We start from the raw sequence: 21,883 nt of genomic DNA, 5'->3' as shown, positions 1-21,883 counted from the left end.
TACATGAAAGCATCCATCGGTATTAAGGAAAATTATCTGGCTGAAGTAGCCCATTCATTAGGTAAAATTTTAGCGGATGAATTTGTACTGTACACAAAAACCCGCAAAGCGCATTGGTGTGTAACCGGCGCGGACTTTCACAGCAAACACCTCTTCTTTGAAGCACAATACGGACAGCTGGAAGAGATCGTAGATGCAGTAGCAGAAAGGATCAGAAGTCTGGGACACTTTCCTCCGGCTACATTGAAAGAGTACCTGGCACTGACTCACCTGAGTGAGCAAAGCAGGGAGAAAAATGACAGCGTAGGTTTTATCAGGGAACTGCTGGCAGATCATGAAAGCATCCTCATTCACCTGCGGGAAAATATCAATGGTTATGCACAGGCATTTCACGATGCCGGTACCAGCGACTATATTACAGGCTTGATGGAAACACATGAGAAAATGGCCTGGATGCTGAGAGCGCATCTGGAATAATTGTACAATATGGAAGAACCAAAACATAATATTCACTGGGTCACCTTCCTGCTATCGTGGGTAGCAGGGTTTTGCGATACGGTCACTTTTGTATCAGGGGGGGCGATCTTCTCTGCGCACGTCACGGGCAACTTTATCACTTTTGCCGCACAAATGGTATCTGGCGGGCGGAGTGGAGATTGGATCAAGCTAATGACCTTTCCCATATTTGTGGTAGCGGTGATGGCAGGTGGCTGGCTATCGACGGTACTGGTCAGGAAATACAGGATCCTGATGGTGGAAAGCCTGCTGCTGATACTGACAGGTGTAGCAGCGATGTTCCTGCCCCTGATGAATTCCTTTATGGTATATTTGCTGGTATTCATGGTAGTGGTGGCAATGGGCCTGCAGAATGCCTTTGGGAAACTCTTTGCCAAAGAAACGCATGGTCCGACCACGATGATGACAGGCAATGTGACACAAGCTGCACTTGATCTGGGTAACCTGGTACGTACCGGGTTTAAAGAGCCGGCTGCCTTACAGAGTTTGCGAAATGTTTCCATATTAATTGGGGGCTTTTTGCTGGGATGCCTGATGGGTGGTATTATGGCCAGATACCTGGGGTTAACGTCTATTATTGGACCAGGCGTGGCTATTTGCATCTGTTATCTGACGCGGGAAGCCCTGCCACGCAGACAGCAGGTATAATATGATGCATCATCTTCAAATAAAGGGAGTGGCCACTTTGGTGGCCCTCCTGTTTTTTATTACTTCATTTGGACAGGATACCGCGAAAATCGGCGCCCTGTATAGGGATGGACAACGCCTGATCCTGAAGACCGGCTATGAAAAACAGGATATTGACTCTGCCTGGAGCCTTGCCCGGCAGATAGATACTATCAGCCGGCGTATGAACTACCAGGGGGGTATTGGTATTGGAAAACTCCTGACTGCAAAGATTCTGAATGAATCGCACAGGGACGATGGCCGTCGCACTGCAGCCCTTGAAGCCTACAATATACTCAGACAATATGGTACGCCCCGGTTACAGGCAGAAGCCCTCATTGAAATAGGAGGCACCTATCAAAACAAGGCCAGCGATCTGCCTGCCAAAATTCACTACTATGAAGCTGCTGTCAATATTTACCGCAGTATCCATGACGATTTCAGCGCTGCCAGCATGCTTGAATTTGTGGGAGACCTTTACAATGTAAACGGAGAATACACCAAATCATTACAGACACTGCAAACTGCTCTGCAACTATATAACCAGGTGCACTTTGAAAGATTACATGGTCTTTATAGCCTGATGGGTAATGCCTATACTTATCTGAATGACTTTCCCAATGCACTTCGTTACAACCTGATGGCTATACAAACGGGTGAAAAGCTGCATGAGACGGGTATTATCATGAGCCCTATCTATAACCGCCTTGGCACCATTTATTATTCCATGGACCAATATGAGCAGGCATTGGATTACTTTAACCGTGGTTTAAAAATTGCCTATTTAAACAAGGATACAAACAGTATACAAAGCCTTCAGATTAATATATCATTTATTCTTCGCAAGCTCGGTAATTATGAAGCATCGCTGGATACCCTTAATAAAATAACCGTGGCAGAAAGCGATGATGATGAACAGGCAGATCTGCTGACCAGGTATGTGAACACGTACCTGGCCAAAAAGGATCTGAAGGGAGGTATGCCCTACTTTAATAAGATCGTAGCGCTGTACAGCAAGCAAAACTTATCCCCTTATTTTAAGCAGATCAGCAGGCTGGGAATAGCAGGTTATTTGCAGGGCATGGGCAAAATGAACGAAAGCAAACCTTATTTGCTGGCATATTCAGCCGATGCGCTATCGCGTCAGGAACCGGCCGCCAGGTTACAACAAAGCCATCTATACCTGTACCGTGCAGATTCTGCTACAGGCGATATCAAAGGAGCGCTTGAGCACTATCAACTATATAAATTCTTCTCCGACTCTATTACTAACCTGAATAAATCCAGGCAACTGGCAGTGCTCCAGATCCAGTTTGAAACCAACAAAAAAGACCAGGACATCCAGCTACTGCGGCAAAAGTCAGCATTGCAGGAAGCATCTCTGCAAAAAGAAATCATATTCAGAAATGTGATCTTTGCAGGTGTATGTGCATTGCTGATCATCCTCGCACTAACCTATAACCGTAACAGGTTGAAACAGCGTAGTAACCTGCAATTGCAACAGAAACAGGAGGAGATTAATAACAGGAATGAGTTATTGCGCAAGCTGTTACAAGAGAAGGAATGGTTATTGAAAGAGATTCATCACAGGGTGAAAAACAACTTACAGATTGTTATCAGTCTGCTCAACTCCCAATCCAATTACCTTGACAACCAGGATGCCATCGATGCCATCCGCAATAGTCAACACCGCATGCATGCCATGTCGCTGATTCACCAGAAGCTGTATCAGACAGATAACCTGGCGACAATTGATATGAGCTGGTATATCAGGGAACTGGTTGCCTACATGCAGGATAGCTTCCCCACAGATGCACAGATCGATTTTAAACTGGATATTACGTCGCTGGAACTGGATGTAGCACAGGCAGTGCCGCTGGGCCTTATTCTGAACGAATCAGTGAGCAATGCCATCAAATATGCTTTTCCGGGCAAGCGTCAGGGGACTATTGAAATTTCGTTAAAAAACATAAGCGGACAGCGCTGGCAGCTTCGTATCTTCGATAATGGTATGGGATTACCGGAGAAATTTAACCTGGACGCCACATCATCATTGGGCATGAATCTTATGCAGGGGCTGAGTGAACAACTGGATGGCACATTTGAGGTGACCAGTCTGCAAGGAACTGTTATCACTGTAGTATTCCCTGCTGCGCAAAAAGAAATGATATGAAGATATTGATTGTAGAGGATGAATTTATTGTAGCAAACGATTTGCGGATGATGCTGCTGAAAGCAGGATATACAATAGCCGGCATTGCATCCAGCGTGGTGCAGGCCCGCAAACTCATTGAAAGTAAACAACCTGACTGGGTACTGATAGATATTATTCTCAAAGGCGATCTGACCGGTATTGACCTGGCAAAAGAGCTCATGACACAGCGCCTGCCTTTCCTGTTTATTTCAGCCAATACCAACCAGGAAATACTGGAAGCAGCCAAGACCACCCATCCATATGGTTTCCTGGTAAAACCTTTCAGGGAGAAAGATTTGCTGGTCATGCTGGATATTGCTTTCTTCCGGCATGAGATAGAGACGAGGCAGCAACAGCCGGCTGTGTTGCAGGATACGGGTATGGTGGGCCGGAGTAGCGCCTTTGTGAATGTACTGGACCACATCCGCAAGGTAGCACATAGTAATACCTCTGTGCTCATTACCGGCGAAAGTGGTACCGGCAAAGAAAGGGTGGCAGCAGCAATACACAGGGCTTCGTCCCGGAGTCAGCAGCCGATGGTGACTGTAAATTGCGCAGCATTGCCGCTTTCGCTGGTAGAATCAGAGTTATTTGGCTATGAGAGAGGGGCTTTTACAGGTGCAAATCAGCAAAGGATAGGGAAGTTTGAACAGGCAAATGGGGGTACTGTATTTTTAGATGAGATAGGCGAATTGCCATTAGAGGCACAGGTAAAACTGTTGCGGGTATTACAGCAGCGGGAAGTGGAGCGATTGGGTGGACAAACGACTATACCTATTGATGTGCGGATTATTACAGCGACAAACAGAAACCTGGAGAAAGAGGTAGCAGAGGGACGATTCAGATTAGACCTGTATTACAGGCTGAATGTATTTCCCATAGAAGTACCACCACTGCGGGAGCGGAAGGAGGATATAGAACCATTAGCGTATTACTTTTTAGAGAAGTTTGGGAATACGGTCAATAAGATCAGCCCAGCTGTGCTGCGGCAGATGAAGGAATATTCGTGGCCGGGGAATATCAGGGAACTGGAACACCTGATCGAAAGACAGGTATTACTGGCCGAAACCTCGGAGATTACTTCGATTGACTTACGGTCGCAGCCGGATATTACGCCAGCAGCTGATTCGGGGGTGATAAAGACGATGGAGGAGATGGAAAAGGAGCATATCATCCGGGCGCTGCGTGCCAGTCATGGCAAGGTAAGTGGTGCAGGAGGAGCTGCGGCAGCGTTAGGCATAGCTGCGCAGACCTTATTTGCAAAGATGAAGAAGTTTGGTATTCAGCAAACTTACCAATGATTTATTCAACGCCGGGAATGTAAACCTTGCCGTTGGTGAGGTTCATGAAGCCTATTTTGCCATCAGGCATTACTACCCGGGCCATTTCTATTGACAATTCGGTGCTATTATAGAAGGTCACTTTCCTGCCATCGGGCCGTGCTACACCTACGATCTCATAGGTAAAGGCTACTTCTGAGAACATGGGTTTCTTAATTACTCTCAGATCTTTTGCGTCTATCAACCCTAGTAGCTCATTTTGTTTGGTAGTGAAATATTTATCGGTGAACTGACCGGGTACAGGATATTTAGTTCGGGAGATGTTGTCGTAACTAATGGGCAGTACAACTTTGCCTGTCTCGTCGATGATGCCGGTTTTGTTATTATTTTTTGCCAGCAGCCAGTGATTACTTTCCAGGCTACTCAAAGCCGAAAAGCCGGTGATGGTGACTTTCTTTTCATCGAACCCGGTATGCCAGATGTTCCATTTATTTTCGCCTGCACTTTCAAATTCCAAAGTTTCGTTCGGCGCACCAACCGTTTCATATACTTCTTCTCTTTTGCTCAATTGGCTGACATCTTTTACAGTGAGGAGATTTCCCTTCGTATCATAGCATTCCGTTTTATTATCATTTGTGATCGTTTTGATGACAGGTGTATTGATATTCCATAACAGTTCTATTTTACTAAAACGAATAGGCAATATTTCTTTTCCAGTCAGGCCATTTACCAAACCATAGCCGTTGTCGCTGGTCCATATTTTCAATAAAGGAGCAGTAGTATCTTTTAAAAATTCCGCATCATCATAGTTGTAATCAGACAGCATTTTGTTGTTCCGCACATCGTACACCGCCATTTTTCTTTGTTGATTTCTCACTACAAGCAGGCATTCTTTGCCATGGTAAACGCTTTTTACTCTATCGAAAGAGGCGCTTGTCTTTCCCGCTGGCAGGCTGATTGCCTGATATTCGCCGGCAACCTTTGTAAGGGCAACATCGCGGCGAACGATGGCCAGATCTGTATATTCACAGGGGAGTACCAGCTTTCCTTTCGTATCGGCGATGCCCCATTTGCCATCTTTTTCTACACGGATATAAGGATATAGACTTAGTTCAATGACATCGTATATAGGAGGGACTACGATTTCTTTGTTTTCATTGGTCACGCCCCATTTTTTGTCGAAGTAACGATACAATGTTTGCTGGGCATTGGCATATGTACCTGCCAGTATGCAGAGGGCTAAAAGGAAATATTTCATAGGGTCATATAGGTTTATGGGGCAAAAATAGTAGTTTCTTTCTTTAAGACTGTCTGTCTTTTTGTAGGTGCATGATGCAGATCATAACTGGTGCAAAGGGCTTAGTGTAATTTTGCCCAAATCCCTGTAAATGAAGTTTAAACTCTGGGTTACACTGATCATTTTGTTTTTTATTTATTCGTTCTACGTTTATATCTACAGTTGTTCCGAAAAACAGCCCATTCAGCCGAATGCCAGTGTTCTTTCAGGATGGAAGGTATGGCAAAACAAAAATTGCCACACCTGTCATCAGCTATATGGCCTTGGTGGTTATATGGGGCCTGATCTCACCAATATCGCTTCAGATGCCAATAAGGGCTCAGACGAGTACATGAAGACTTTTATGAAGTATGGTACAGACAAAATGCCCAATCTTCATCTTACCGAACAGGAAATGACCAGTTTAGTGTCGTTTTTACGATGGGTAGACAAAAGTGGCAAGACCCGCGTGCCAAGGGAATCAGTACACTGGACGGGAACCTATATTTTCTAGAAATTTTATGATGAATTTACAACGATTATTTATCCGGTTTGCATTAGTCATGCTGCTGGTTACCGTTTTGGCGGGAGTGATTGCATCATTTGCCTTCTTATTTCCTGCAAGTTTTAATTCAGTGCTACCTTTTCACCAACTCCGTCCTGTACATGCCTCCGCTGCATTGTTCTGGATCATTACCGGCGCTGCCTGTTGCGTAGGTTATTTCAGCGGCCGGCAGAGCAAGGCTTTTATGGTGATATGGATGATTACTATTGCCGTTATTTTCCTCAACTACGGATTTAATAATTATGGTGGCCGGGAGTACTGGGAATTCCCTGCTTATCTGAACCTGCCGCTCCTGGTGGCATGGTTGTTTTTTATGGTGGTATTCCTGAAGCGATTGCCTAAAGATGCACCTGTTTATTACTGGATGTGGACATCGGGTGTACTGTTTTTCCTGATCACTTTCCTGGAGCAGAATCTCTGGCATATTCCCTGGTTCAGGGAGTCATTTTTAAGAGAAGTCACTGTACAGTGGAAGGCGAATGGTTCTATGGTTGGGGCCTGGAACCAGATGATCAATGGCTTGTCAGTATACCTACTGGTAGCTATCAGTGGTAATGCCGGGCTGGCACAAAAGAAAAAAACCTGGTTCCTGTTTTTCCTGGGGCTATTTAACCTGATGTTCAACTGGGGGCATCACGTATATAATGTTCCCAATAGCAACTGGATGCGCGGTGTTGCCTATGCTGTAAGTATGACGGAATGGGTGATCATTATCCTTATTATCAGGAGTTTCAAAAGCTCATTATCAGCAGCCAGAAAATTCAGGCACCTGGTCGTTTACCGCTTTATAAGCGCTGCGGAGTTCTGGGTATTTGCTAACCTGCTGCTGGCATTACTGATGAGCATTCCCGCCATCAACCGTTATACCCATGGTACGCATATTACCGTAGCGCATGCGATGGGTACTACAATTGGCATCAATACGATGTTGTTGCTGGCAGCTTTCGGTTATATCCTGGATGTAGACAACCTTTCAGAACGTACCCGTAAATGGCTACAGGTAGCAATAAGAATCAATACGGTAAGCCTTGCGGTATTCTGGGTGGCATTGATAGTTGCAGGACTGGCAAAGGGGTATCTTTCAGTAGATCATCCTGAAAATAGTTTTTTCGATGTGATGAAGGCGGTACGACCTTACCTGGAAGTATTTACTGCGGCAGGGTTGGGAGTGATGATAGCGCTGGGGGTGATAGGTGTGATTTATTTAAGATATTCGCATGAGAGACATAGTGCAAATAAAAAAGAGATCACAATGTGATCTCTTTTTTTGAAGGTGGAGAATACCGGAGTCGAACCGGTGACCTCTTGCATGCCATGCAAGCGCTCTAGCCAACTGAGCTAATTCCCCTGCAATCGAGGTTGCAAATGTAAAATATTTCTGGAATTTGCCAACTTTTTTTTGCGATTGCCGGCATGGCTGGATATTCACCAGCCAATGCCATAATCCTCTCCATGGTTGCTGCTACCACCCCATAGACTACCATGCTCCCTGTCAAGGAAAATAGCATTCACAGGACCACTGGTGCGCTCACCATAGGTAGGCTTATACCCCATGTTGATCAGGGTAGTACGAACACTGTCAGGCGTATTTTTATTCAGCAGTATCTCTCCCGGATGTGGGATGCGATCTTTTGCCTGGGTACCACCAAGGGATAGCCATAACTGGTTAGTGTTGATATTTGCAGCTTCAGTAGCCTGTTGTACCGTCATGCCAAATTCCACTATATCCAGGAAGAACTGCAGGAGGTTCTGATCCTGGGTATCGCCACCCTGTACTGCAAAGGAGAGGAATGGTTTACCATCTTTCAGTGCCATACTTGGTGTTAAAGTAACACGGGGACGCTTGCCCGGAGCAACCACATTGAAAGGGCATACTGCCGAATCCAATACAAATGACTGCATACGCTGACTCATACCTACACCTGTATGCCCTGCGATGCAAGCCGGTGTCCAGCCCCCGCTGGGAGTTACAGATACTACCCAGCCTTCTTCGTCAGCAGCTTCCACACTGGTAGTACCTCTCCATAATCTGTCCATATAGGTGCTATCATTCATCGCCAGCATCTGATCTGTCACTGGTGTGTTTAAGATAGCGGCAGCATCGTGTTTAGGCAGGAAACCTTTGTTCAGGTTGATGGATGTATCTGCCAGTGCATTATGTACATTCAGTAAGCCCCCAAACGGGTTCTTTTTGCCTTCGTAAGCATAAGGATCACCGGGTCCTAACTTTGGTTCGTTTTGTAATGGATTGATCAGTTTCGCCCTGTCTTTTGCATAGGCTTTGCTCAGCAAACCATCCATTGGCAAGGTTGGCGAAAAGGCCGGATCCCCATAGTAGAAATCACGATCTGCAAAGGCAAGACTCATGGTTTGGTATACCGTATTGATGTATTGGGAAGAGTTGTAACCCATGCTTTTCAGATCGAAATTTTCCAGGATGTTCAGGCTTTGCAGCATGGCAGGTCCCTGTGTCCACGCCTGCAATTTGTACACTTCGATGCCACGGTAGTTCACGTGTAAAGGTTCTTCTTCCACAGGTTTCCATTTTGCAAGATCATTCATGGTAATAAGACCACCCTGCTCCTGGCAACCTCTTACAAATTCCTTTGCAATATCACCTTTGTAGAACCGATCGTAAGCAGCCATGATCGCTTCTTTACGGCTCTTGTGATTGCGCAGGGCTTCCTGTTCTGCTTCTACCATTTTGGTGAGCGTAGCTAATAAATCTTTTTGTACGAAGATCTCGCCGGCATCAGGTGCTTCTCTCTTTTCGCCGGGGTGTGTGAGAAAGACAGCTTTGCTATATGGCCAGCCTTTGATTCTTTCTTTTGCACGTTCAATGCTGTTGGCAGTCTGTGCTTCGATCGGATAACCAGCCGCCATTTCCATAGCAGGTGCCAGTACTTCTTTCAGGCTTAGTTTTCCATAATTCGCCAGCATGAGGCAGAGCCCTCCGGGAGTACCAGGCGTAACAGCTGCCAGCGGGCCATATTCAGGAGGAAAATTGTAACCTTTGCCTTTGAAGAATTCAGGAGTAGCGCCAGTAGGAGCTACTCCCAGAGAATTGATGGCAATGACCTTTTTGGTGGTGGGATTGTAGATGAGGGCCTGTGTTTCGCCCCCCCAGCTAAGTACATCCCACATGGTGCAGGTAGCGGCCAGCATAGCGCAGGCGGCATCCACTGCATTTCCTCCTTTCTGAAATATCATAGACCCCGCGGTAGCGGCCAGTGGCTTGCCGGTGACAGCCATCCAGTGTTTACCATGTAAGGGTGGTTTTTGTGTTTGCTGTGCCAGCATGGGCAGGGCGATAGCAAAGAGACATACCAGGAGGTATATTCGTTTCATAAGCAAATGCGATTTAGACAGTAGGAGACCAAGGTAATAAAAGAAAAAAAACGATCCAATCGCTTTTATACCTGCGGTATAAAAGTGATTGGATCGGAGCAGGGGCTTGCAGCCGGATGGAAAGCGGCCTAAAAGAAAAATTGTTCAGAAACGATTTTTCCGTCCTTCACTTCATACACACAAATCTCTGCCATATTCATTCTTCCCTGTCCTTTCATATCCACATCCATGTCAATAGAAAGGGAAATAGCATTTGCCACTACCAATGGTTCAGAAACTTTGATGCTATGCACAGCATCTAATCCATCCAGGAAAAATTTAATCTTTTTCTGCAACTCAGGCAGGCCTTTGGTTTCCTTTGCAAAATTAGGTGTAGCGTAAGGTTCAATGCTGACAGCATTCTCGGCATACAATTCTGTCTGTGCTTTTGCGAATTCACCTTCAGCGCAATACGCCACCAGTTTCCGGGCAATCTCTTGTGTAGTCATAACGATGGGGTTTGATTTGGTGTAAAGCTAAGGTAAGGATATTACCATAGTATTAAATGATCCGTCCGGCAGTGCTATTGAATAACAGGGCTATTAGTATGCAGTGCCGCCGCAGTGATATCCGTTAATTTGCTGGTACTAACCCAAGCTATTTTCTCACAATCACACGTTAAACATTATGCATGATGTCCAACCAATATCCCCCTGGGCTGCACTTCGGGATCCCTGAAAAAATGCAGCCACATATCCGTATATCAACCCACCTGCCGGAACAATTTAAACAATATCTGCTATCACCTACCTCCGCCACCACGTATATAGAAGCACCCTTCGGCAGTTATATTACCCAGGAAATAAAGGGACCTGACTGGCTGATCAGCTGGCAACAATGTTTTATCCGGGAAAAGGTACGATTGCGACCTTCTACCCCATCGCCCATGCTGGCCATGTATTGCATACTGAAAGGCAATATCAGCTGCCGCCTGCAGGGACAGGGCAAACTGATGCTGATTGAAAAAGAATTCGGCATCTATTACATTCCGTCGCATTCCCAGAACACTGCCGACCTGCGGTCAGGCAACTATGAGATGATCTGTATTTCCTTTTCCCCGTCTTTCTTCAGCAGGTTCATTTCCCGGCATCCTTCTTTTGAAGACATTTATCAGCAACAGCAAAAACAGGCGCGCAGAGGAACAACACTGCCTGCTATCAGAATGGAAGCCCCTGACCTGAAAGTACTGGACGACCTGCGGCAATGCCCAATGCAGGAAGCCGAAAAGCTAGCCTATGTAGAAGAAAAACTGGAATCACTGCTCACCCTGTATTTCAATGCCCTTACGCCTAAATACCTACAAAACGGAGAGCAGGCCGGCAAGCTGAAACAGGTATGCCTGTACATTCAGCACCACTATCATCAACATCTGAACATTGCAGATCTGAGCAAGAAAGCAGATATGCATATCAACACTTTTGAGCGGGCTTTCAAAGAACTGTTAGGGGTCAGTCCCAGAGGATATATTGAACACCTGCGCATGAAAAAAGCTGCCACGTTACTTTCTCAAACTACACTTAGCATCAAGGAAATTAGTTACAATACCGGGTACAGAGGGGCGAACTACTTCACGGCTGTGTTCCGGAAGCGGTATCGTTGCTCTCCGAGAGAATATCGCAAAAACCGCTTATCTTGAGGGTATCTTAAGAAAAGTGGAATAAATGGACGAGCAATTATCAGCCAGACTTATACAGATCAGAAGACAGATTCATGCCAACCCTGAACTGGGTTATCAGGAAGAAAAGACATCTCAGCTGGTAAAGCAGGAGCTTGACCTGCTTGGCATACCATATACTACCGGCGCGGCCCGTGGTACAGGCGTGATTGGCACCCTGCGTAAGGGTGATGGCCCTGTTGTAGCTATCCGTGCAGATATGGATGCCTTGCCCATGCAGGAGGAAACAGGATTACCCTTTGCCTCGCAGACAGCCGGCAAGATGCATTCCTGTGGTCATGACCTGCATACAACTATGCTGATAGGCGCTGCTGCGCTGTTAAAGAATACAGATTTCAACGGTACTGTCAAGTTCCTGTTCCAGCCTTCTGAAGAAGGGCCTAACGGCGATCCGGAAGGCATGACCGGCGCACACCGGTTGGTGGAAGAGGGCTACCTGGACGATGTACAGGCAGCACTGGGGCTGCATGTGGATCCTTCATTGCCCGTAGGTCAGATCACCTATGCACTGGGGCCTGCACTGGCATGTACCGGGTTCTTTAGCATCGAAGTATTGGGCAAAGCTGCGCATGCAGGCGCTGCACCCCAGCTGGGGGTAGATGCAGTGGCGGTGGCAGCTCAACTGGTGACTTCCGCACAAATGATTGTAGCCAGGCATACGGCTCCTATGGAAACGGCCGTATTGTCGTTTACCAAAATCAATGGCGGGGTAGCCCCTAATGTGATTGCAGACAGAGTAGTGCTGGAAGGCACCATCCGTTCACTGGACCTGGAGACCTATAATGAAATCATCAGCCGACTGAATAAGATTATTGAGGGATTGATGACGGCCTATGATGCAAAGATCAGGTTTGACCTCTACTATAATCTGCCGAGCGTACTGAACGACGGCAATGTACATGGTAAACTGGTACAAAGCCTCGACACTGTATTTGGTGCGGGCAATAGCAGGCAGGTAATTCCCCTGCTGGCGGGAGAAGATTTTGCCCATTATTCCCGGAAAGTTCCTTCTATGTTTTACCTGCTGGGGGCACAGGATCCGGCATGTGGCGGATATTATCTGCACCATCCAAAAGTCATTTTCAACGAAGGTGCCATTGCCTATGGCGCTAAATTCCTGGCAACAGGTGCTGTGGATTTGTTGAATAATTACAGGTAATTGTTGTCATAATACAATGATGAGGTTGAATTAGTATAACTAATTTTGCACCTTCATTGATCGTCATGGAACACAAACACCTTGGAAAAGCAGATACCGCGTTTATGGCGGCCTGCACCGGACTTATTGTCGCTAATATATATTACTGCCAGCCGTTAATTGTTTTGATCGCCAAAGAATGGGGGCTGAAAGAAAGTGCCGCCGGGCGTGTCACCTACCTTACCCAGATCGGGTATGCACTGGGGCTGCTGCTTCTGGTACCGCTGGGAGATATCCTGGAACGTAAGAAACAGATCCTGGCCACCACCCTGGTGGCGATAGGCGCCTTATTGCTGGCGGCTACCGCGCAGAACTTCATTGTATTGCAGGCAGCGAGTCTGCTGATCGGCATTTCCTCTGTGGTACCTCAACTGATATTACCATTGGCGGCTCACCTGGCGCCGGATCATAAAAGGGGTAGTATAATCGGTATGATCATGGGTGGATTGCTGATAGGTATTCTGGCTTCGCGTTCTGTAAGTGGCAGTGTAGGAGCTTTGTGGGGCTGGAGGGAGATGTATTATATAGCGGCGGGAATTTGTGCCGTACTGTTGGTATTGATGTATTTCCGGTTTCCGGAGAGTCAGCCAACCCTGAAGAGTAATTATGGAGAGCTGATGCGTACGGTGGCACATTATGCCCGAACGCATCCCCGGTTGCGGGAGGCTTCAGTGATGAATGCCCTTTCCTTTGCCGTGCTGAGCGCTTTTTGGGTCACCATGGTATTGTTCCTCTCCAACGCTCCTTTTAAATATTCATCGGCCCAGATTGGGTTATTCGGGATCGCGGGGGCTGCCGGTGCGCTGGCGGCGCCACTGGTAGGAAAGATGAGTGATGGCCGCGATCCAAGAAGGAATATTATCATTGGTCTGGTACTGGAACTACTCAGTTTTGGGGCATTTTACTTCACTGGCAGCAATATTATATTACTATTAGTCGGAATTGTGTTGGTCGATGTAGGTCATCAATCTATTATGGTAACGAATCAGACCATTATATATGCCTTGAAGCCGGAGGCGAGGAACCGTTTTAATACGGTTTATATGACTACTACTTTTATAGGTGGTGCAGCGGGATCTGCCATTGGCTTATGGTTCTGGAACCATGGGCAGTGGCCGGTAGTATGCGCGGGCTGTACAGTAATTATATTAATAAATATTGCCTTGTTTTATATGTTCAGGCCGGCGACCGCCAAAAAGGCACTGATTTAACCACAGACATTTTTTTTAAATTCATAAAAAACAATACCTTTGCCGTCCTTTCCACAGCATGTCAAGGCAGGGGAAAGTAGTTCTTTACACGATAGTGTATGCGGGTGTGGTGAAATTGGTAGACACGCCAGACTTAGGATCTGGTGCTTCACGGCATGGGGGTTCGAGTCCCTCCACCCGCACTTTTTTTACATTTCGGCATACAGCTTATAAAAAATATTGCCATTAAGGCACTAAGTCACTAAGTAACTCCCACATAGCTGCCATTCCTTCGTGCCTTCGTGACTTCATGGCAGAACTTTCGATTCAGGAATTATTATTGCTTCATACAAGAACATTTATTAAAATTAATTATGGCAACCGTTACCAGAGAAAACATCGGTTTATTGAATGATAAGATCACTGTGAAAGTGAGCCAGGAAGATTATCTTCCCAATTATGACAAAGCAGTAAAGCAGCTCAGCAAAACCGCCAATATACCAGGCTTCCGTAAAGGTATGGTGCCAGCAGGGATGGTGAAGAAAATGCACGGTCCGGCTATTTTTGCGGACGAAGTTCTGAAAACTGTAGAAAAAGAACTTATGGGCTACCTGCAGAATGAGAAAGTTGAGATCTTCGCTCAGCCCCTTTCCCTGGAGAAGGAAGCTAAAAATTTCGATCATAACAATCCTACCGAATATAACTTCGATTTTGAAATTGGCCTGAAACCTGCTTTTGACGTAACACCTCTGCAGGACGGTAAAACCACCCTCAGCCGTTATAAAATTAAAGTGACCAACGAAATGTTGGACAAAGAAGTTGACAACCTCCGTGAAAGAGGTGGTAAAAATGTAGAAACTGAAAAAGTATCTTCTGAGAATGAGTTCCTGACTGTTAAGCTTGAAGAGAGCGACGAAGCAGGTAATGTTCTGGAAGGTGGTATTCAGAAAGAAAATGCACTGAAGTTAAAGCAGTTCTCTGCTCCTATCCAGGAACAGCTGAAGGGCAAAGGAAAGGGCGATAGCATCGTATTTTTCCTGGCTACTTCATTTGAACCAGCTGCATTACACGATATTCTGCACGACCTGGGTTTCCACGGTCATAACGACGCAGATGCACAACGTTACTTCAAACTGACTATTGAGAAAGTGGAAGTAATTGAAAAGAGGGAGCTGAGTGAAGAATTCTTCAAAGAAGTATTCCCTAAAGATGAAGTAACCACAGAAGAGGCCTTCCGTGAGAAACTGAAATCTGAAATAGAAAAGTACTGGGATTCCGAGAGCCGTAACCACCTGCACAACGAACTGTTCGAGGTGCTGGTACACGAAACTCCTATTGAACTGCCCAAAGAATTTCTGAAACGCTGGCTGCAGCAGGGTGGCGAAAAGCCAAAGACTGCTGAAGAAGCCGAAAAAGAATATCCTGGATTTGATCATCAGTTACGCTGGACTTTGATCAGCGACAAACTGATCCGCGAAAATAAACTGGACGTATCCTTTGATGAACTGAAGGAAAGCGCCAAACAGAAAGTAATGGGCTATTTTGGTGGTGCAGCTGCTGCAGATGGTGCAGATTGGCTGGATAGCTACCTGGAGCGCCTGCTGCAGGATGAAAAATTCGTAGATCAGACTTATCGTGAGATGGTGACTCAAAAACTGTTTGATTGGGCAGAACAAAAGGTAAATGTGAAGGAAGAGGAAGTAACAGCCGAAGAATTTGCTAAATTACCTAATAAACATCACCATCATGAACATTAATAACGAATTCAGGAAATATGCCATCCAGCATAGAGGGATCAGTAGCCTGGTAGTAGATAGCTATACCCGTCATCAGATCAATGCCTTAACTCCCAATATCATCGAGGAACGCCCGATGAACATGGCGATTATGGACGTGTTTTCCCGTTTGATGATGGACCGCATCATCTTTATGGGCGATCCGGTAAATGACTACGTAGCTAATATTATCACAGCTCAGCTGCTGTTCCTTGAGTCTACTGACCGTACCCGTGATATACAGATGTATATTAACAGCCCTGGTGGTAGCGTATATGCTGGTTTAGGTATCTATGACACCATGCAGATCATCGCTCCTGATGTAGCGACCATCTGTACAGGTATGGCTGCTTCTTTTGGCGCTGTATTGCTGGTGGCAGGTACCAAAGGCAAACGTACTGCGCTCAAACACGCCCGTGTAATGATTCACCAGCCTCATGGCGGTGCTGAAGGACAGACCTCAGATATAGAGATCACTGCCCGCGAGTTCGTAAAGCTGAAAAAAGAGCTGAACGAAATCATTGCCACACATTGCGGACAGCCTGTAAAGAAAGTTGAAAAGGATTCTGACCGTGACTACTGGATGACTGCCGATGAAGCAAAAGAATACGGCATCATCGATGACGTACTCACCAGGAACCCTAGAAAACAACAGCAGGACGGTACTACGCCTCAGTAATTAGTTTTAATACTATAAGAAGCAAAATTTAGAAAGAAAAACCGTGTCTTAACAGCCGGTTTTTCTTTTTAACTTTTGCTTTTCTTTTTAAATGCTACCCTTTCCCCCTTTTAATTGTACCTTTGTAAGCTATGAAAGAGTCCAAAATACGTTGTTCATTCTGTAATCGTTCGAAGGATGAAGTGCAGATATTGATAGCTGGTGCAGATGGCCATATTTGTGAGAACTGTGTGGCGAATGCGCAGGAGATCATAGAACAGGAATTGTTTCAACAACAGGGGAAAAAAGCCCCTTCCCATTTTGTTCCAAAGGTGGCCAAACCCCAGGAGATCAAGAAATTCCTCGATGAGTATGTGATCGGACAGGATGATGCAAAAAAAATACTGGCAGTAGCCGTATATAACCACTATAAAAGGCTGAACCAACAGGTAGGGGACGACGATGTGGAAATCGAGAAATCGAATATCATCATGGTTGGTGAGACCGGTACAGGTAAAACCCTGCTGGCTAAATCTATTGCCCGCCTGCTGAATGTTCCCTTTACAATCGTAGACGCCACCGTGTTTACCGAAGCCGGTTACGTAGGTGAAGATGTGGAAAGCATCCTGACCCGCCTGCTGCAGGTATGTAACTACGATGTAGAAGCTGCTGAAAGAGGTATTGTATATATAGACGAGATCGATAAAATTGCCCGTAAAAGCGATAATCCTTCCATCACCCGCGATGTGAGTGGTGAAGGTGTACAGCAAGGTCTGCTGAAACTGCTGGAAGGTACCGAAGCATTGGTTCCCCCACAAGGTGGTCGTAAGCACCCTGAGCAGAAACTGATTAAAGTGAACACGCAGAACATCCTGTTCATTTGCGGAGGTGCATTTGACGGTGTAGATAAGATTATCAGCCGCAGGGTACAGACACATTCTATCGGGTTCACTGTGAACAAAGAGAAAGAAGAAGAGAACAAAAAGCATATACTCCGTTACATCAACTCTCAGGACTTAAAGGCATTCGGCCTGATTCCTGAATTGCTGGGACGATTGCCAGTTGTGACTTACCTGAATTCCCTGGACAACGAAGCGCTGAAAGCGATTCTGACAGAACCAAAGAATGCACTGGTAAAACAATACAAGAAACTGTTCAAAGTAGAAGGTATTGACCTGGTTATAGAAGACGATGCAATAGATTATATCGTAGAAAAGGCAATGGAATACAAATTAGGTGCCCGTGGTCTTCGCTCCATCTGTGAAGTAGTACTGAGCGATGCGATGTTTAACCTGCCTTCTTCCAACGAAAGCTCTTTTGTGCTGACCAGGGCATATGCAGAAGAAAAACTGGATAAATCTACTTTAGTGCAACTAAAAGTTGCCTGATAAAAATAATAATGAAAAATCCCTTCTGCCTGCGGCAGAAGGGATTTTTCATTATAGGCGGTTCCCTCCGGGAGGTGCAAATTTTTCATTACCTTTAAACAAATAGCAATAAATGGACCTCTTAAAAGAACTGAAAGAAAGAGCCGGTCTTAGCAACGAACAGGCCATCAAGACCTTCGAAATACTGAAAGAGTATGTAAGCGGAAAGGTGCCTGTATTCCTGGCCGGTACTGTCGAAAAATGGTTTAACGACATCGAAAAGAAAGCAGAAGCAGCCAGCAAAGAAGAGAAAGACAGCGATTTTCTGGAACACTAAGCAAAAGACATTGGCACAATAAAAAAGGCACCCTCTGAGAGGATGCCTTTTTCTTTTGGTTGCGTAAAAGTTGTTTCGATTGTCTTTTCTTTTTGTAGGAGGTTGATAAATTGGTAAAGAGTGATGAATTAACCCAAATTTAACGTTCTTAATTCAAAAATCCAGCACCTTATTTAGTTTATACTCACTTTTTTATCAAAAAGTTTAGACAGCATCAATACATTATATTTTTAACATATGGTTAATAACCTTACAAATAAGATTCTAACTCATAAAATAGCACTAATAGAATCTTGTTTAAAAGATATATTTTGTTGACAAAAAGTTTGAACTCTGCTCACTTACGATCTCATTTAAGAGATTTTTGTTCTCTTCCGTCTGTTTTGTAGCTACCATTGTACGAATAGAGAAGGCACGCAATGCATCGGGTACACTCAATGTTCCTTCAGCAGAATCCTTCCTTCCTGTGAATGGGAAAATATCAGGTCCACGCTGACATTGACAGTTCAGGTTCACCCTGCTTACCTGGTTTACCAGCGGATCAATCAGCGAAGCCAGTTCGTCGGCATCATTGCTGAAGAGGCTTACCTGCTGCCCGTGGTCTGATTCGATCAGGTAATCGATCGGTGTTTCAATATTGTCAAATGGCAGGATTGGAATGACAGGACCAAATTGTTCCTCCCTGTATAACTTCATTTTATTATTCACCGGGTATAACACTGCCGGATATACAAAAGATTCGAATGTAGCGCCTCCATTTTCGTTCATCACTTTCGCACCATTGGCAATGGCATCTATAATGCATTCCTGCAGGTAAGCGGGTTTCTGTGGCTCTGGCAGTGGCGTGAGGAATACATCTTTCTCCCATGGCATACCGATTTTCAGTTTGCCGATAGCTGCACTTAATTTTTCGATGAACGCATCCGCCACGTCTTTATGCACATAAATGATCTTTATAGCCGTACAGCGCTGCCCATTGAATGAAAGTGAACCCAGCACACATTCTTTCACTGCAAGGTCTAAATCGGCCTTTTCTGTGATAATGGCAGCGTTCTTTGCATCCAGGCCCAGAATAGCACGTAGGCGGTTTACCTTAGGATGCATTTTCTTCAGTTGGTTCGCCACCTTACTGCTACCGATCAGGGTAAGCACATTGATCTTGCCAGACTCCATGAGTGGAGCAATAATCACGTTTCCACGGCCATAAATAGTGTTTACTACGCCCTTAGGAAAGCAGCTTGCAAAAGCTTCCAGGAGTGGATAGTGCAATAAGGTACCATGCTTTGGAGGTTTGAACAGCAGTGTATTGCCCATAATGAGGGCTGGAATAAGGGTGGTGAAGGTTTCATTCAGCGGGTAGTTGAATGGTCCCATACACAGTACGACACCAAGTGGTGAGCGGCGTATTTGCCCGATAATACCCTGTTCAATTTCAAAACGGCTGGAATTGCGGTCAAGATCTTTCAGGGCATCAATTGTAGCGTTGATGTACTCGATGGTACGGTCAAATTCCTTTACAGAGTCTGCATAGGACTTCCCGATTTCCCACATGATCAGTTTTACAATCTCGTCTTTTTTAGCAATCATCTTGCCTGTGAACTTATCCATGCAGGCGATTCTTTCAGATACCGGCATGGTTGGCCATTCGCCACGACCATCATTGTACGCGAGTACAGCTGCATCGAGGGCAGCGAGGGCTTCTGCCTGTCCGCACAGCGGGTAGGAGCCGATTACTTTTCTTTTCAGGCCTTCTGGTGTCTGGACAGCTACAGGGGAGAGAACGGTGTGGACATCACCGTTCCAGGGTTTCATTTCACCGCCGGAGAGGTATTCACGCTGGTGAATCTCGTGCGGTAGCAGAAATTGCGCCGGGATGGCGTCTGCAGTCGGGAACATTTGATGTAAGTGTTCTTCAAAGGTCATGACATAGTAGTTTATATAGTTTGAAGATAACAAAAAACGCTTATGCCCAGGGCATAAGCGTTTTTTTGTGAACGGCGTTTGAGAGGTAACTCAAGCTACTTCAGGGCTTCACGGGCAATGACGAGCTTCTGTATTTCGGAAGTCCCCTCTCCTATGGTACATAACTTCGCATCCCTGTAAAACTTCTCCACGGGGAAGTCTTTCGTGTATCCATAGCCACCGAATACCTGTACGGCTTCGTTCGCAGTCTTCACTGCCACTTCCGAGGCATAGTATTTGGCCATTGCGGCGTGCTGGGTCACTTTTTGACCTTTGCTCTTACCTGAGGCAGCCTGCATAGTCAGCAGCTCAGCAGCCATGATTTCTGTGGCCATATCAGCCAGTTTGAAAGAGATGCCCTGGAAGCTGGCAATGGGTTTATCGAACTGATGCCGTTCCTGTGCATATTTAAGGGCCGCTTCGTAAGCACCTTTTGCAATACCCAGGGAGAGTGCGGCAATGGAGATACGACCACCATCCAATACTTTCATGGACTGGATGAAGCCATCTCCTTCATTGCCCAGCATGTTCGCAGCCGGTATACGGCAATTATCAAAGATCATTTCGGCGGTTTCCGAGGCACGCATGCCCAGTTTGTTTTCTTTTTTGCCACCGCTGAAGCCGGGTGTACCTCTTTCCACCACAAAAGCTGTCATGCCATGGCTATCCCTCACATCGCCGGTACGGGCTATCACGACTGCCAGGTCTCCGCTTTTACCATGGGTGATCCAGCACTTGGTGCCATTCAGCACCCATTCGTTTCCGTCTTTCTTAGCTACACATTTCATGTTCATAGCATCAGAGCCGGTATTGGGTTCGGTGAGTCCCCAGGCGCCCAGCCATTCGCCGGTGGCCAGCTTAGGGAGGTAACGTTTCTTTTGTTCTTCAGATCCGAATTGCAGGATATGACCGGTGCAAAGGGAATTGTGCGCTGCTACACTGAGGCCGATAGCGCCGCAGAAACGACTGATTTCACTGATTACAGTGACATATTCAAGATAACTGAGGCCACTGCCGCCATACTCTTGTGGTACTAACACCCCCATTAAGCCTAATTCGCCGAGCTGTTTAAAGAGTGGTGCCGGAAAGGTTTGGGTTTCATCCCATTCCATAACGTTTGGTTGAATGTGCGATTTACCGAAATCCCTGATCACCTGGGTGATCTGCTGCTGCATTTCTGTAGGTTCGAAGTTCATACTGGGGGTTTTTCTGTTTTGATGTAATGTTCAATTTTACGATAAATACTATCATCCACCAATGGTATGCCAAGAAGGTCAGAAGGCTGGCGGAAAGGCCCGTTATTGCTGCGATACAGTACAATTAACCGCGCCAGTTTGTACCTTATGTAAGGATGTTGGGCCAAAGTTTGCTCATCTGCGGTGTTGAGGTCCAGTTTTTTTAGTGAAACTGCATTCAATCGCAGGTAAGGTTGAATTTTATTAAATGTGCTGTCTGGCAGGCCATAGGTTTCCCTGATCTGGGAGATGGCATAAAAACCGCCCAGTTTCTCTCTAAAGCGGGTAATTCGTGCGGCCAGCACAGGTCCTATTCCTTTCAGTGATTCCCAGGCTGCAGAATCAGCCTTGTTAATGTCAATAGTGATTACTGATTGCCGGGAATGGGAAAAGGTAATATGCTTTTTAAGCGGGGGCGGAGCTTTTTCCAGAGAAGATTGAAAAGCAGCAATATCTTGTTTTAATAACGTATCCCTGCTGATTTGCAGTGGATAATAGTGCGCAACTATTGCTGGTGTATAAATGCTGATAGCTGTAAGCAGCAGCAATGCAATGATGCCTCTTCTTTCGAGCGCTGTGAAGTGCCAGAATGGTTTCATGGG

General features: G+C 45.8%; 19 protein-coding genes and 2 tRNA genes. 14 read left to right on the top strand and 7 right to left on the bottom strand.

Annotated elements, in window-relative coordinates; all coding sequences use genetic code 11:
• The first annotated feature begins 3 nt into the window (after positions 1–3).
• The 4 genes from ABDW16_RS08025 to ABDW16_RS08010 are packed head-to-tail and all read left to right on the top strand — an operon-like array spanning position 4 to position 4,677.
• Positions 4–477, top strand: a complete 474-nt coding sequence (locus tag ABDW16_RS08025; RefSeq protein WP_343668921.1) for a DNA starvation/stationary phase protection protein — start codon at positions 4–6, stop codon at positions 475–477.
• A 9-nt stretch (positions 478–486) separates the two neighbouring features.
• Complete coding sequence (locus ABDW16_RS08020) at positions 487–1,164, top strand: YoaK family protein (protein WP_343668919.1); 678 nt, start codon at positions 487–489, stop codon at positions 1,162–1,164.
• Position 1,165: 1 nt separating this feature from the next.
• Positions 1,166–3,355, top strand: coding sequence for a histidine kinase dimerization/phosphoacceptor domain -containing protein (locus tag ABDW16_RS08015; RefSeq protein ID WP_343668917.1), 2,190 nt, complete (start codon positions 1,166–1,168; stop codon positions 3,353–3,355).
• A complete protein-coding gene (locus ABDW16_RS08010; protein WP_343668915.1) occupies positions 3,352–4,677 on the top strand; it encodes a sigma-54 dependent transcriptional regulator in 1,326 nt (441 codons plus the stop codon). Before ABDW16_RS08015 ends, ABDW16_RS08010 begins: the two co-directional genes overlap by 4 nt.
• 1 nt (position 4,678) lies before the next feature.
• Here the strand turns inward: ABDW16_RS08010 and ABDW16_RS08005 are convergent, their stop codons facing one another.
• Entirely contained in the window at positions 4,679–5,914 is a 1,236-nt protein-coding gene (locus tag ABDW16_RS08005; protein ID WP_343668913.1) for a WG repeat-containing protein, read from the bottom strand.
• 130 nt (positions 5,915–6,044) lie between these two features.
• On the opposite strand from ABDW16_RS08005, the gene ABDW16_RS08000 reads away from it, so the two are divergent.
• Both ABDW16_RS08000 and ABDW16_RS07995 read left to right on the top strand, forming a co-directional pair.
• Positions 6,045–6,446, top strand: a complete 402-nt coding sequence (locus ABDW16_RS08000; protein WP_343668912.1) for a cytochrome c — start codon at positions 6,045–6,047, stop codon at positions 6,444–6,446.
• A 7-nt stretch (positions 6,447–6,453) separates the two neighbouring features.
• Positions 6,454–7,755: a cbb3-type cytochrome c oxidase subunit I gene (locus ABDW16_RS07995; protein WP_343668910.1), complete on the top strand. Its 1,302-nt coding sequence runs from the start codon at positions 6,454–6,456 to the stop codon at positions 7,753–7,755.
• Between the two features lie 16 nt (positions 7,756–7,771).
• On the opposite strand, the gene ABDW16_RS07990 is transcribed toward ABDW16_RS07995, so the two are convergent.
• The 3 genes from ABDW16_RS07990 to ABDW16_RS07980 form a co-directional block, all read right to left on the bottom strand.
• Positions 7,772–7,845: transfer RNA gene (locus ABDW16_RS07990), tRNA-Ala, on the bottom strand.
• A 77-nt stretch (positions 7,846–7,922) separates the two neighbouring features.
• Complete coding sequence (locus ABDW16_RS07985; protein ID WP_343668908.1) at positions 7,923–9,845, bottom strand: gamma-glutamyltransferase; 1,923 nt, start codon at positions 9,843–9,845, stop codon at positions 7,923–7,925.
• Between the two features lie 128 nt (positions 9,846–9,973).
• Complete coding sequence (locus ABDW16_RS07980; RefSeq protein ID WP_343668906.1) at positions 9,974–10,333, bottom strand: SnoaL-like domain-containing protein; 360 nt, start codon at positions 10,331–10,333, stop codon at positions 9,974–9,976.
• A gap of 182 nt (positions 10,334–10,515) precedes the next feature.
• Between ABDW16_RS07980 and ABDW16_RS07975 the strand changes: the two genes are divergently transcribed.
• The 8 genes from ABDW16_RS07975 to ABDW16_RS07940 all read left to right on the top strand — a co-directional run bounded on the left by ABDW16_RS07975 (position 10,516) and on the right by ABDW16_RS07940 (position 18,084).
• A complete protein-coding gene (locus ABDW16_RS07975; RefSeq protein WP_343668905.1) occupies positions 10,516–11,520 on the top strand; it encodes an AraC family transcriptional regulator in 1,005 nt (334 codons plus the stop codon).
• Positions 11,521–11,545: 25 nt separating this feature from the next.
• The gene (locus ABDW16_RS07970) at positions 11,546–12,718 is read left to right on the top strand and encodes a M20 family metallopeptidase (protein ID WP_343668904.1); all 1,173 of its coding nucleotides are present in this window, start codon (positions 11,546–11,548) and stop codon (positions 12,716–12,718) included.
• Positions 12,719–12,783: 65 nt separating this feature from the next.
• The gene (locus ABDW16_RS07965) at positions 12,784–13,968 is read left to right on the top strand and encodes an MFS transporter (RefSeq protein ID WP_343668903.1); all 1,185 of its coding nucleotides are present in this window, start codon (positions 12,784–12,786) and stop codon (positions 13,966–13,968) included.
• Between the two features lie 100 nt (positions 13,969–14,068).
• Positions 14,069–14,150 (top strand) — tRNA-Leu (locus tag ABDW16_RS07960).
• Between the two features lie 171 nt (positions 14,151–14,321).
• Positions 14,322–15,704, top strand: a complete 1,383-nt coding sequence (tig, locus tag ABDW16_RS07955; RefSeq protein WP_343668902.1) for a trigger factor — start codon at positions 14,322–14,324, stop codon at positions 15,702–15,704.
• Positions 15,694–16,401, top strand: a complete 708-nt coding sequence (clpP, locus tag ABDW16_RS07950; RefSeq protein ID WP_343668901.1) for an ATP-dependent Clp endopeptidase proteolytic subunit ClpP — start codon at positions 15,694–15,696, stop codon at positions 16,399–16,401. The genes tig and clpP overlap by 11 nt, the downstream gene beginning before the upstream one ends.
• A gap of 131 nt (positions 16,402–16,532) precedes the next feature.
• Positions 16,533–17,768 carry an ATP-dependent Clp protease ATP-binding subunit ClpX gene (gene clpX, locus ABDW16_RS07945; protein ID WP_343668900.1) on the top strand — a complete coding sequence of 412 codons (1,236 nt, stop codon included), beginning with the start codon at positions 16,533–16,535 and terminating at the stop codon, positions 17,766–17,768.
• A 112-nt stretch (positions 17,769–17,880) separates the two neighbouring features.
• Positions 17,881–18,084: a hypothetical protein gene (locus ABDW16_RS07940; RefSeq protein WP_343668899.1), complete on the top strand. Its 204-nt coding sequence runs from the start codon at positions 17,881–17,883 to the stop codon at positions 18,082–18,084.
• Between the two features lie 297 nt (positions 18,085–18,381).
• On the opposite strand, the gene ABDW16_RS07935 is transcribed toward ABDW16_RS07940, so the two are convergent.
• The 3 genes from ABDW16_RS07935 to ABDW16_RS07925 form a co-directional block, all read right to left on the bottom strand.
• The gene (locus ABDW16_RS07935) at positions 18,382–20,007 is read right to left on the bottom strand and encodes an NADP-dependent glyceraldehyde-3-phosphate dehydrogenase (RefSeq protein WP_343668897.1); all 1,626 of its coding nucleotides are present in this window, start codon (positions 20,005–20,007) and stop codon (positions 18,382–18,384) included.
• 95 nt (positions 20,008–20,102) lie between these two features.
• Positions 20,103–21,242, bottom strand: coding sequence for an acyl-CoA dehydrogenase family protein (locus ABDW16_RS07930; protein ID WP_343668896.1), 1,140 nt, complete (start codon positions 21,240–21,242; stop codon positions 20,103–20,105).
• Positions 21,239–21,880: a helix-hairpin-helix domain-containing protein gene (locus ABDW16_RS07925; RefSeq protein WP_343668894.1), complete on the bottom strand. Its 642-nt coding sequence runs from the start codon at positions 21,878–21,880 to the stop codon at positions 21,239–21,241. Before ABDW16_RS07925 ends, ABDW16_RS07930 begins: the two co-directional genes overlap by 4 nt.
• Between the last annotated feature and the right edge of the window lie 3 nt (positions 21,881–21,883).

Source organism: Chitinophaga sp., from assembly GCF_039596135.1.
Classification (GTDB): domain Bacteria; phylum Bacteroidota; class Bacteroidia; order Chitinophagales; family Chitinophagaceae; genus Chitinophaga.
This window is presented reverse-complemented; position numbering and strand designations above follow the sequence as displayed.